We start from the raw sequence: 12,921 nt of genomic DNA on the forward strand, positions 1-12,921 counted from the left end.
GAAAAGACGGGTTCTGCGCAGCCACGCAAACCCGCCAAAGATCATCCGTGGAAAACCACGTATGACAACAACATCACTAAGCGTAACACAAAACAACGTTCGTTCCAAGATGCCATGTATTCGCAGCACAATAGCTATCCAGAGGCCTTCTGGTAACAGAGACCTTCATTTTAACAAGTGACATTTTCATAGCACAATTAGAGTGACATTTTCACAGACGTTTGACATACTTTTTCACGTTTTTATCCATCGTGATTATGAGAATGCTTTGGCATATCAGGCATAAAGGACTACCGGATCGAAATACAGTATCTACGAAGGGTATTTGCGACCGGGAGGGGATTAAGTGTCAAATGGATTTGTAGTCCGTTCTTTGGATGAAATACGGTTTTGGTCCCGAATAATGAAGGAGCATTCACTATTTCTTAGATTAGGCTTCCGATGTGAAGACACCCAATTAATTAATGAAGCGAATCATTTTTATTCCACATTTGAAGCCATAGAAAGCAGGGCGCATGCATTTGACGCTGCAACCGACCCGCAAACCATCCAGAGATTTAATGTTGAAGTTCATACTGCGGTTTCCCATATATGGGGTTTTAAAAGAAAAGTGCTCGGTTTGATTTTACAATGTCAACTTCCGGGACAGAATAACTTTCCTTTGCTGGTGGATCATACGAGCAGAGAAGCCTTTTATTTTAGAAATCGCTTAGAACAACTTAATGCTGGAAATTTAGACCCGTTGCCGGATGCAATTATTAATGAAAATGTCTTCTTTTTAAGAATAATGGCTGATCACGCCAAGTTTATTGGTCATCTTCTTGACCCTTCCGAGAGGAAATTAGTTGATCAAGCGAGGAATTTTAGTGATGAATTTGACCAATTGTTATTCCAGGCGAGGGACCTGGATTCTATGCGTCCACAATCTCAGACTGTGCCTTTATTAGATCAATTTTTGGATGAAAATAGAGTATCGGTAAAATCGTTACGGGATTTTAAGAAAACTGCCCGTGATTTAATTGAAGCTTGTCGTATAAAAAGCATTATACATCCATTGTTGGCAGACCATGTCTACCGCGAGGCTGAAAGATTTTTGTTAATCATCGATATGTTTGAAAATACTCTTACCGGAACACCTGTCCAACATATCCACTTTGATTGAGGTAGCAGTATATCAGGAACATGCACGTACACAGACAGCCTCTGATCGATTGGCTATTTTCAAATAGCAATCGATCAGAGGCTGTCTTCATTCGTCGATATGATAGGCTGATTTATTCAGATGCCATAGCATCGGCCTTTGTCACATGTACGGTGCCGCGCGGATGCTTGGGAGGGGCATAGATTGAATATAATTTAAGTGGAATATCCCCTGTATTGGTAACATTATGCCAGGTTCCGGCTGGGACCATAATGGCATCATCGTCATGAACCCGCCTGACGAAGTCCAATTGATCCTTGCTCTTGCCCATTTGAACTAAACCTTGCCCCTGTTCAATACGCAAAAATTGATCAACCTCCGGGTGAATTTCCAAGCCGATATCTTCGCCGACATGAAGACTCATCAAAGTTACTTGGAGGTGGTCTCCGGTCCATAAAGCAGTACGAAACGTATTGTTTTCTTCTGTTGCCTCTTTAATATTGACTGTAAATGGTTCAGGGCCATAGTCCTTCAACACAATAGGGGAAGCGTTTTTAGAGGATTGCTGCTGCTCAGACCGGTTGAGCGGTCCCAGCTCATGATCATAAACCCAGTAAACTGGCCGTCCTGAATAGCCCTTCAGCTGATTGTTGCTATAAAGCGGTTGTTGAGACGGATATGGATACGTGTATGGCATATTTCTCATTTTCAGTGTGCTCCTTTTAAACAAATGAATATGGTTAGGCATTATCCTAATTCACATGATATTCGCCCGGGCGGCGGTATGACACGGACAATTGCCTAGCGCTTTAATCAAAAGGAAAACAGTAGAGTTAAACCCTGCAGAAAATCACCTTTGTGTGAGTATGGACCGGTTCCAGGAACGTGGCATGGTTATATCCAGACGTGAGAAAATGAAAAGAGCAGCACCTGAGCTGCTCTTTCTAATCAAGTCTTATGTCCGCACCGCTTCATATACAAACTTTTGTTTTCCGTCACTTGGCTCTTTCCAGATAACAAAATCAGCAAACACCTTTACATCAGAGAATCCGACACTTTGTAAAATGAGCTTGAATTCTTCAACTCCATACCAGCGTATCGCAAGACGTTGCAATTCGGTTTGAATTAGCTTTCCGTGCCGCCACTTCTCATACTTCAAGTAGGAGACCTTATACTGGTTAAATAAATCTGCTTCAACAAGCTTGCCTTCCATTGTAATGATGTCACCGTTGGGCAAATGGAAAGTTGAAGTACCTTCATACTTGCCGATATCAAAGTTATTTTCGGGAAGAAAGAGATCAAGGATCAGGCATCCGCCGGGCTCAAGATGCTCGTAAAGCCGTCTTAAGACGTTGATGGATTGTTGACGGTCTTCAATTAATAAAAATGAACCACCCGGAATAATGATAGCCTCATATTTATGGGGCAGGGAAAGTTCCTGCAGATCGGATTCGTATAAATCGGCTTCAAGTCCGCGTTCTTGGCAACGCTGACGGCAAGAAGCGAGCATGTCAGGCGAATAGTCAACCCCATCAACCTTAAGACCCGATTCCAGAAGCGGGATGATGACCCTTCCGGAGCCAACCATTGCTTCGAGAATACGTCCCCTGCATGATTTAAGTTGATTCTGATAAAATTCAATATCACCACTTAAAGATTGCCCTGTTTTTTTGGTAAAATCATATACCTCTGTACAAAGTTCACCGTAATTGCTAAACGACATATGCTTTTATCCCTCCTTGTTAACAGTGACATGAAGCTCACTTGTCCTTTATGTAAATTTATTCCGATTATAGACATCGGCAGGTACGCGGTCAATGGAACAAATAAGTATACTCGTTCTTTCTTATTGAAACCCGTTGCTTTGACACTTGCCCGAAGAATAGGCGGGATTGTTTTAAGTTCACTTCAAATAGGGGATCGTGTTGCCGATACCAAAATTATGTATAATAAAAAGGCAACCCTTTACTTTAGAGGAGTGGACAGATGTATTCTCAGTATATTTTATTGGCTGTTATCATGATCTTTATCATTGGCAGACTGATCGGGACGAATATCAGCTTTATAAAGCAGGTTATGGCTTCGCTGTTCAGCGTCATCGTGACGTCTACCGTCTATTGGTATGCCTACTTGCGTTATGATGAAGCAGATGAATTTGGGGTCGCCGGCTGGATATGGCTGCTCAGTATGGTTATCGTTTCGCTGATCTTTTATCTGTTCTTCGAGATGTTTGATCCGATTCCGATCGGAGAACGGGGTGAGCGTCTTACCGACACAAGAAACCCGTTCAGGAGACTTTCTGCGTGGTGGAGCAGACAACGAAGATACATTCAAGTGCTGATCATCGCGCTTCGGCATGGTGTAGGCAAAAATTTGACACTCAAGCGAACCCCTGCTTCGGATCAAAAGCTGGCGGTGTCGCTTCGCAAGACGCTTGAGGCCTGCGGCGGATTCTTCATAAAATTCGGCCAGGTACTATCGACGCGTTCCGATCTCCTGCCACCGGCAATTATTGAAGAGTTGTCGCACTTGCAAGAAAATGTCGTTCGTTTGACGACGGCACAAGTGGAAGTGATATTGGCCAAGGAGCTGGAGAGGCCAAAAGACGAAATATTCCAAACGTTCGAGATGGAACCGCTTGCGGCGGCTTCAATCGGACAAGTCCACCGCGCTACTCTGCGGGAGGACGGGAAGCAAGTTGTCGTCAAGTTGCTTCGCCCGGATATTTCCTCCAAGCTGCAGCGCGATTTGGATATTCTGGTACGTTTTGCAGCCTGGGCATCTAAAAAATCTGCCTGGGTCAGAAATATCGGCTTCCTCGATTTGGCGAAGGGGTTCTCCTCCTCGATGAAGGAAGAGACCGATTTTCGGATTGAGGCCCGAAATTTTGCGCAAGTGACGGCTTCTCTGATTAATAGTCCGTCCAAGGTTAAAATCCCTCATGTCTACCGGGAGCTCAGCAATGCAAAGGTGCTCATTATGGAGTTTATGGAGGGAGCAAGTGTTAAAAGCGGCACGGCCATTCTGGACGAACGCGGCATTGACCGGCAGGAGGTTGGGCGGCGAATATTTGATTGTATGCTGGAGCAAATTTTCTTCAAAGGCATTTTCCATGCCGACCCCCATCCAGGCAACGTCTATATTTTGAATGACGGAACTCCGGCACTGCTGGATTTCGGCTCTGTCGGAAGACTCGGTACGTTGCAGCTTGATGCACTCAAGAGATTGCTAATCGGATTCGAGCAGCGTAGTCCGTATATTATCATGGATGCACTGTTGCAGTTGGTCGAGACGAAACAAGAAATCGATCAGGCTGATTTGGAGCAGGCGCTCAGCCAACTGCTTGTTCAGACAGCCTATGATGCAACCGGCAGCTCAGATGCGTTCATACAGGGGCTCTTTCGGATGATCGGCGAATTTGGCCTGTCTTTTTACCCGAATGTAGCTGGCGCGTTTCGTTCTTTGATTACCCTCGAAGGCACCATGATGCAATTAAATCCTTCATTTAGCCTGATGGGAGAATCACGGCGTTTTGCAAGGGAACATGCTGTGGAATTCATGCCAATCAGCGCTTCAGCTGACCTGAAGGAGACGGCAACGAACGAACTGCTGGAGCTGCTTCCTGTAATTCGCAGGCTGCCGCGACGGCTCGACCATCTGGGGTCAATGCTGGAGAAAGGCGAGTTTTCGGTTAAGGTTGGCTTTTTCTCCGACAAGGCCAATACCTCATTCGTGGCCAAATGGGTTTCCCAAGTGTTGCTAGCTTTCGTCGGGACTGCATTTGGAGGGATTTCCATCGGATTGCTAAGTTTGGGCAGCCATTCCGGTAAGAATGAATTTAATCTGATCTCCATTTTTGGTTACACCGGCATTTTAATCAGTGCTGTCCTGCTCATCCGGGTTGCAATCCATGCGGTGCGGCATTTGAAACAAATCAAAGAATAGCGGGGAGGCGGCTATTACAGGGCGCATCAATTCCTGTGCGGCTGCCGATTTTCAATAGTCCTAAATTACATAATGCATGTTCAGAACGCCACACAAGGCGTTCTTTTTTTGTACGATGAGTATCGGCAAGTTGAGAGGAGGCGACAAATGGAAGGTGCAGGCTGCTATGTGACATTTTCGTGAAAGGATCAGCACTTGTCTCGACGTTAATTGGAGCCGAGTTGTATAATAAAATGGGAATCTATCCTAATATAGTATCAAAATGGAGGTGCGGTGAAATGGCACGTGTACTGTATGTCACGATTCCAGCAGAAGGACACGTCAATCCTACCTTAGGATTGGTGAAGCAGCTGGTCGAGAATGGGGAAGAGGTTGTGTATATGTGCTCGGAGGAGTACCGGGGCAGGCTCGTACAGACCGGGGCGCAATTCCGGGCCTATCAGACAGATGATCAAGCCATTCGGGAGATTGGATCTGATCCGAGGGAGTTTAAACACCCGCTTCACTTCATTGATTTTATTCTTCGCGGCATCATTGAACCCCGGCTTGCTGATATTTTGAAGCAGACAGAAAATGATTCGTTTGACTACTTGATTTTTGACTCTATGCTGGGTTGGGGTGGAACAATTTTAGGTGAAAAGCTGGGTATCCCGACAATTTGTTCGGTGACACATTTCGCATTTACGGAGCCGCTTAGCCATGTTGTCGAACTGTTTGATCCAAGCGGTCTGGATATTGGCACTTTGCATGAAAGAGTTACAACCACTTTACGGAGAATTGCGGGTACCTACAACGTTCCGGTACCGGCCCTCGAAGATATTACCCTCCAATACGGTCAGTTAAAGGTTATATTTACAAGCCGTGAATTTCAGCCGAATGCCGATATGCTGGATGACAGCTATTTTTTCACCGGACCTTCAATTTCACCACGACATGACGCGCCTTCTTTTCCGCTGGAGCAGCTTCGATCCCAATATGACAAGGTTGTATATATTTCTATGGGCAGTATATTGACCCGGGATTTTGAATTGTACAAGCTTTGCTTTGAAGCGTTCCGGGAGGTTCCGGCGCAATTTGTATTATCCTATGGCAGGGACACCAATCTGGAATCTTTGGGAGACGACATTCCTTCAAATTTCATTATTAAGCCGTTTGTTCCCCAACTGGAAGTGCTCAGGCACACAGATGCTTTTATAACTCATGCCGGTATGAACAGTGCAAGTGAAGGTTTATTCAATGATGTGCCGCTTGTTATGATTCCTTTGAGCTCGGATCAGCCTCTTGTTGCCAAGCGGGTTGAGGAACTGGGGGCGGGAATCGTTTTGGATCGCAGCCAGCTAACGACTGAAGCTTTGAAATCGGCCTTGCTGCAAGTGCTAAGCGATGCTTCTTACAAACAACATGCCAAACAGATCGGGGGTTCATTACGTAATGCCGGCGGCTACCAAAAAGCCGCGGAGCGAATTCAATCTTTATTTTCCAAAGTATAAAGCGGAATAATTGAATAGGGTATGAAGTATAGCTTACAGCATGAGTTGCCGTCTGAGGGGAAGCAGTTGGGGTGGGAAACCTCTAAGTTGATATGAGAACATAATCTGTGTGTGCGTGATATGCTCCCTGAAAGTAGACAGAGGAATAAAAATCTGGATATAATCAGCGGGAGCATATCACTAAGCCGGACTGGTTGTTTTTAGTTAACTCTTCTCAATTGGCATTCGATAAGGCGGTACAGAGGCTGTCTCTAACCGCAAGTGAATATCTTTAAAGGGTTAACAAGTGCTCTCATTTTAATCCTTCTCATACACTCCTTCTGGAATTTTTCCGGAATAGGTCAGGCATCTGGTCAGTACACTTTCCAACTGCTTTGCATCATAAACCTGTGAATAATGATTATTCAGAATAAGCTTGCTGACCCAATCGATAGCTTTGTGGTAGGCTTCAGATTTATAGACCGGAACCTGAAAGTGGCCTAATTGCATATGAATGTCGTATTCTTCTTCAGTCGGAGTAATTCCCATACTGTGTAATTGGTTATAATGTACTTTTTTTGCACTCTGCTCTTGTAAAAGTACATGTTGCCTAGATACTTGTCCGTCATGTGCCCGATAATAATGAACACACTGAGGGAGATTAGCCAACTGGGTCAACCGGCCAAGACGGTCCCACAATTCATAATCCTCGGCGTGCGGGTATTGTTGATCATAACGGATGCCATGATCATGCAAGACACTTGTACGCATCATGATGGTTGGATGACAAAGGGAAGTGTGGAACATTTGCCAGCAGCGGATTCCATGATGAGTAATTGGTTTGGGGATCAGCACGTTATTGTGCAACCACGCCATAAGTCCTCCCAGTACCCCTACTTGGGGATTGGCATCAAGAAAAGCTACCTGATGTTCAAACCGATCGAGGACAGCGATATCATCAGCGTCCATTCTGGCAATGTATTTTCCGGTAGCCATTTCAATCCCTTCATTGAGGGAGCGAATCAAGCCTTGATTGTGTTCGTGAATAATGAGCCTTATTCTAGGGTCTTTAAATTGCTGCAATTGTGCTAAAGTGTCGTCGGTTGATCCGTCGTCAATGATAACTAATTCAAAGTCTTCAAATGTCTGGTCTAAGATGCTTTGTACGGCAGCCTGGATATAGCCGGAAGAATTATACGATGAGATCAACACCGTCACCTTGGGCAACTTCATCGCTTCCTTTCAAAGGGTATTTTTTGCTAAGACATCGTATGTCGGGTTTGATCGGCAAGACACGGACACCTACCGGACATGAGAAAATATAATCGGCTGTTCTATCGCGAAAGAAATAAATGTGTTTCGTCTGACTATCACACATCCCCAATTCACCCCAATTCTTAGCGACTGAGCTTTCTCTACTTATTAGAAGCCGGACAATCCACTGATACAATTTTGCAGTTCCCCCAGTATAAACCGATGGCATGAGATGATGATTTTGCGCCAATCGCTGCTTAATTCTTAAAATGCTGTTCTACCCATTCATCGTTGTAGACCGTATCCATATAACGCTCGCCACGATCATGAAGAATAGCGGCACATACCGAGCCGTCCGGTATGCTGTGAAGCAAGCTATTAATCGCAAAGATAACAGCGCCCGAGGAAGGCCCGGCAAGAATCGCTTCATGCTGCACAAGCATACGGCAGCCGGCAACCATATCGGCTTCCTGGACATGAATGGCATCGTCCATAAATTTGCTTTGGCCAAATGGGGGCACAATGCCGGCACCAAGCCCGGGGAATAGGCGCCTGTCCTTCTTACCGCCCAGAATGACGCTGCCTGCGGCATCGACAGCGATGATTTTGGTGTCGAGCTGGTGCTCCCTGGCGTAGGAGGCACAGCCCAGCATTGTCCCGCAGGTGCTGACGCCCCCGATGACATAATCGACATGGCCGAGCTCTGTGACAATTTCCTGCATCGTTCCGTCCTGATGCGACAAGTAGTTGTTTTCATTTTCGTACTGGTTGGGCCAGAAGCTGTTCGGGATATCCTCAACGAGTTGTCTGACCCTGCTTAACCTTGCCGGAAGGAACTCGCCGCTTGCAGGATCGGGTTGCTGCACAAGTTCGATATCGGCTCCATAGGCGCGCATGATGCGAATGTTTTGCGGTGTTGTTTTCGGATCGACAACGCTAATAAAACGCATATCCAGCCGGGAGCAGATGGCAGCCAGACTGATTGCCATATTGCCTGAGCTGGACTCGATAATGACCGAGCCGGGACCGATCAAGCCCTGCTCCAGTGCTGCTGAAATCATGCGGTTAGCAGAGCGGTCCTTGGCGCTTCCGTTCGGGTTCAACATTTCCAATTTGGCATAGACGGCAATTCCGCGCTCATTGTCAAATAACCGGGAGAGCCGGACAAGCGGAGTATTGCCGATATAGGAGATCCAGTTTTTGTCCATGGGGGCATTAAGCCTCCTAGTTATACAGTTTTTTGGATTTCACGGAGCCATGTTCCCAAGGCTCATTCTCTGTTGCGTGAATAACCTCAATGCGGTCCAGCATGCGTCCTTCAATCATCTGTCCAATCGCTTCAATTTTATGCTCGATTGCATTTCGGATATCATTGATGAGCCCGTTACATATCGACTTGCTTCGAATACGTACAGTGAGCCTGTTGTCTTTTACGCTCACACGCAACTCGGCATCCTGTACGAAAGTATGAATCACGTTTTCAATGTCATACAGGCTGATTTTCTCGCCATGCTTGAGTTCGTTGCCGATTCGCTTGGATATGCAGCTGTACGACTGCCGAACCTTCCCGTCAATCTCCACTGTACCGAAATCGCGCACAACATCGTAGGTGACATAACGGATGACAGGGAACATGCTGCGCTTGGCAGACGTGAGGACGAGCACGCCCTCATTGTCCTCCAGCGGCTCGAAGCGGGGATCAAGCTGTTCGGCCCGCACGGTCTCGGCATGTATTCCATCAGCGAAGAGATAGACACCATGTTCGTGCGAGTAGGAGGCAATCGCTCCAACCTCTATGGAGCCGTATGTGTCGAGAATATCGCAAACCTCGATGCCGAATCGTGCTGCCATATTCGCCTGCCAGGCGGGAGAAGCGATTTCGCCGACGAGAATGATTTTGCGAATGCCCAGAGAAGCGGGCTTTGGGGCAGCCCGGGCGATGGCTTCCAGAATGGAAGGCATCGTATATAGCAGATCAGGCCTGAAGGATTCAAGGCGGGTGACATGCTCTTCAATTGGCAGAGAGAAGGAAATGGACGCTGTATGCAGGCCAAACCCACGGAAAATCGCTTCAGCCGTGCTTGCCGCATGTCCGGTACCTACATCTGCAAACGCTCTGCGTATTTGTAAAGAGCCGGCTGCAAGCCAAGCACGATAGCTGGACATTTTATCCATCCGATAATGTGCTTCATCCTCATCTGAATAATAGATTGCTTTGCGGACACCTGTTGAGGTTCCTGAGGTATGGTAGACAGACAGGCCCTTCTCCGTCCCAAGCTCATGATTATAATAAATGGCATCCAGGTGCTCTGCGGTCAGAAGCGGAAGCTCGGACAAGACGGCAGTACCCGGAAGGACGCCTTCTCTCGCAAGCAGGGCACCATAGCCGGGATGCATCTGCACGATGCGTGTCAAATGCTGTTGAAGCGAAGAGGGAAGGGGCATCTCGCTGCAAGCCTCCTCAATAAAATAGTGGGTAATTAAGCTGCTAATGTTTAAAGCATATGACGATTTGGTTTGTCTCGTGACGACAGCAGCCTACATCCATTTTTCTGTTGGAACGTATGCTATATAAGTTGAACAAAAGAAACTGGAGCCGGCCCTGCTCAAAATTTCATTCGTTCCAACTTATGCAGAAGAAAGCGGGAAATGGAGGGATCGATGGTGAGGCGCAGAATAGTGGATAAATGGGAGAAGACAGTCCTCATGCGTAAGAAAAAGCTGCTTCGGCAGCATATGCCGCCGACAGCTGTCGCCACGAAAAGGCAGTTACGCCGTATGCTCTCACAGTACGGGATGATTTATGTGAAGCCTTCCGGAGGGTCGCAGGGAAGGGGGGTCATGAGAATGGAGAAGCGCAAAGGCGGAATGCGAAGGTATGCGTATCAGCTTGGGGAACGCAAGCGGACCTTTGCAACCTATGAGCAGGCCTATAGATCGATATCCAGGAAGATAAAGGGAGAGCGGCATGTGGCACAAAAAGGAATCCGGCTGCTCAAGCACAAGGGACGCCCATTCGATATCCGGCTTATGATTCAGAAGGCACCCCGCGGCGGGTGGAAAACAACCGGCATGTTCAGCAGAGTGGCCCATCCCCGCAAGATCGTGACGAATGGAAGCCAGGGCGGATCGATCTATGCGACAGACCATGTATTGCGCCTATATGCCAATCCGGCAAAGCGTAAAAAATTGTATCGCCGGATGGACGATCTGGCGCAGCGCACGATCAAACTGTTGCGAAGCACAGCGCCCGGCATCAAGGAGTTGGGGATGGATTACGCGATCGACAGCAAGCTGAAGCCGTGGATTCTTGAAGTGAATACGCTCCCGGATGCCTGTCCGTTTACGTTGCTGAAAGACCAGAGCATCATCAGACGCATCGTCCGGTATGGCAAGGCATACGGGAAAACTTATAGGCTGGTCTGCAAAAAAGCAAAACGCGGTACGTAGCAAGTGGAGCGTTCATGCCCCTGCTAAAAGCAGCAGCGGCCTGCTCCCTAAGGACAAGCCGCTGTCTGGCCATTTTTTTATAATGGATGCATGCTCTCCCAAAATGCCTGGAACGTCCCGGACTCCGGGACAAAGAAGACGGGAGCATTGCCATAGCGCACCAGTCCCTTGCCAAACAGGGTCAACTCTACCCGTGTGTTGTCCTCCAGCTTCAGGTAGATGACCTTGCGGTCCTCATCGTCATAAATGTGCTCCTTCATCAGTGACTGTGCATCAACCGGTTGGGCTTCCAACAGGTCAGCGATGAAGCTGGCGAGTGTCCCGTCATTGGCCAGAGGCGCATATTGCTGCAGGCCATTGTTCCAGCTTTGGAAGCTCTCCCACTCAGCCGAAGCGATCCGGCCTTCAAGATTGAGCTTGCCAAGCAGATCAGCACCGCTCCCCACTGTAATGCCGTTCATATGCTCATACAGCTCGGCGTATACCTCGCCGTTGATCTCCTTATATGACATAATCCGGAAATCCGGATCATAGCCCTTTACAGCATAAATATCCGTCTCACCGATAGTGGATGCCAGTTCGATATACTTATCTTTTCCGCTCCACTCATCGATACCGCCTGTTGTCTGTCCAAGCTTGCTGCCGCGCAGCGCGGCGGCATCAGCTGCTTCGATACGGGTTGCTGTTTGGGTGTAGATATTGCCCTGATAGACGACGAGCCCGATCATATCCATCGCTGCTCCTGAGTTCATGTCCGGCAGCTCCATTTTGGGGATGGTGACGCTCCCCGTTGAGATAACAGGAGAGGTGTCGGTTATAACCTGCCGGTCACCCGGATTGTCCGGTGCAGCGGGTCCGTTCACCTGCTGCCAAAGGACAGGTGCAGCCAGTCCGATACCGGCAGCAAGCACGATGCTTGCTGCGATATAAACCATCTTGCGCGGACGCTTCATCCCATGTGCGCGCAGCTTGTTTTCCAATTGGTGCTTCATCTCCTCATCAGGTACCATTGTATCCGCCGCCTTCTTATATTCAGTTCTGAACTGTTCTTCTTTCATTGACGTTCTGCTCCTTCCAGCTCCAGCTTTAATAGCTGCCGGCCTCGCTGAAGCCTCATCTTCACCGCAGATTGGCTTATCTGCAATATCTGGCTGATCTCTTGAACCTGATAATCCTCGTAATAGTAGAGATGGATGACGGTCTTGTACTTTAAAGGCAGTGCCATGACAAGCTGGAGCAGGGCGATATCCTCGGCAGTCTGATCCGGCATCGGCTCTATTCCTTCCAGTTTGACTTCACGTCTGCGCCACCCTCTGCCCAGCAGTGTTTTACAATGATTGGTCATCACCCGGATCAACCATGCCTTTTGATGCTCGGCATCCTTGAATACGGGCGCTTTTTCCATTAGCTTGATGAAGGTATCCTGGGTAGCTTCTTCTGCATCCTGACGTCTGCCCAGATGAACCATGGCAATTCGGAACAGCATGCTTGCATACGTCTCATAGCTCTTCATCACATGATTTCCCGGCCGGGTCATGGATCGCTGCATGGTAGATCTGCCCTCCTTTACCTTTAACACAATTAAGGACGACAATTGGTCACATTTTGTTATTGAGGAATAGGAACCGGCATTTTCATTGTTTTCATAGGGAACATGCCGGT

At 47.7% G+C, this 12,921-nt stretch carries 11 protein-coding genes and 1 pseudogene; 5 read left to right on the plus strand and 7 right to left on the minus strand.

Features of this window, described 5'->3' with window-relative positions:
* Together H583_RS38140 and H583_RS0112670 are read left to right on the plus strand one after the other, a co-directional pair.
* Positions 1–156 (plus strand): annotated as a pseudogene (locus H583_RS38140) (ISNCY family transposase); the annotation flags it as partial.
* A gap of 190 nt (positions 157–346) precedes the next feature.
* On the plus strand, positions 347–1,162 hold the full coding sequence (locus tag H583_RS0112670; protein ID WP_028560801.1) for a DUF2935 domain-containing protein: 816 nt from the start codon (positions 347–349) through the stop codon (positions 1,160–1,162).
* A gap of 112 nt (positions 1,163–1,274) precedes the next feature.
* Here H583_RS0112670 and H583_RS0112675 read toward each other — a convergent pair whose 3' ends face one another.
* Positions 1,275–1,847: a cupin domain-containing protein gene (locus tag H583_RS0112675; protein ID WP_028560802.1), complete on the minus strand. Its 573-nt coding sequence runs from the start codon at positions 1,845–1,847 to the stop codon at positions 1,275–1,277.
* Between the two features lie 249 nt (positions 1,848–2,096).
* Positions 2,097–2,864, minus strand: coding sequence for a class I SAM-dependent methyltransferase (locus H583_RS0112680; RefSeq protein ID WP_028560803.1), 768 nt, complete (start codon positions 2,862–2,864; stop codon positions 2,097–2,099).
* 263 nt (positions 2,865–3,127) lie between these two features.
* Between H583_RS0112680 and H583_RS0112685 the strand changes: the two genes are divergently transcribed.
* Positions 3,128–5,086 (plus strand): ABC1 kinase family protein, encoded by a 1,959-nt coding sequence (locus tag H583_RS0112685; RefSeq protein ID WP_028560804.1) that lies wholly within the window; start codon positions 3,128–3,130, stop codon positions 5,084–5,086.
* A 278-nt stretch (positions 5,087–5,364) separates the two neighbouring features.
* Entirely contained in the window at positions 5,365–6,576 is a 1,212-nt protein-coding gene (locus H583_RS0112690; RefSeq protein ID WP_028560805.1) for a macrolide family glycosyltransferase, read from the plus strand.
* A gap of 297 nt (positions 6,577–6,873) precedes the next feature.
* Here H583_RS0112690 and H583_RS0112695 read toward each other — a convergent pair whose 3' ends face one another.
* From H583_RS0112695 to H583_RS0112705, 3 genes are all read right to left on the minus strand, one after another.
* Complete coding sequence (locus H583_RS0112695) at positions 6,874–7,773, minus strand: glycosyltransferase family 2 protein (protein WP_245585909.1); 900 nt, start codon at positions 7,771–7,773, stop codon at positions 6,874–6,876.
* Positions 7,774–8,066: 293 nt separating this feature from the next.
* Positions 8,067–9,017 (minus strand): 2,3-diaminopropionate biosynthesis protein SbnA, encoded by a 951-nt coding sequence (gene sbnA, locus H583_RS0112700; RefSeq protein WP_028560807.1) that lies wholly within the window; start codon positions 9,015–9,017, stop codon positions 8,067–8,069.
* A gap of 16 nt (positions 9,018–9,033) precedes the next feature.
* On the minus strand, positions 9,034–10,254 hold the full coding sequence (locus H583_RS0112705; protein ID WP_028560808.1) for an AMP-binding protein: 1,221 nt from the start codon (positions 10,252–10,254) through the stop codon (positions 9,034–9,036).
* 216 nt (positions 10,255–10,470) lie between these two features.
* Between H583_RS0112705 and H583_RS0112710 the strand changes: the two genes are divergently transcribed.
* Complete coding sequence (locus H583_RS0112710; protein WP_281170121.1) at positions 10,471–11,259, plus strand: YheC/YheD family protein; 789 nt, start codon at positions 10,471–10,473, stop codon at positions 11,257–11,259.
* Positions 11,260–11,336: 77 nt separating this feature from the next.
* Here H583_RS0112710 and H583_RS0112715 read toward each other — a convergent pair whose 3' ends face one another.
* A complete protein-coding gene (locus tag H583_RS0112715) occupies positions 11,337–12,317 on the minus strand; it encodes a hypothetical protein (protein ID WP_028560810.1) in 981 nt (326 codons plus the stop codon).
* Complete coding sequence (locus tag H583_RS0112720; protein WP_028560811.1) at positions 12,314–12,808, minus strand: RNA polymerase sigma factor; 495 nt, start codon at positions 12,806–12,808, stop codon at positions 12,314–12,316. Before H583_RS0112720 ends, H583_RS0112715 begins: the two co-directional genes overlap by 4 nt.
* Between the last annotated feature and the right edge of the window lie 113 nt (positions 12,809–12,921).

It is taken from the genome of Paenibacillus pinihumi DSM 23905 = JCM 16419 (assembly GCF_000422505.1).
In the GTDB taxonomy this organism is placed as follows: domain Bacteria; phylum Bacillota; class Bacilli; order Paenibacillales; family Paenibacillaceae; genus Paenibacillus_D; species Paenibacillus_D pinihumi.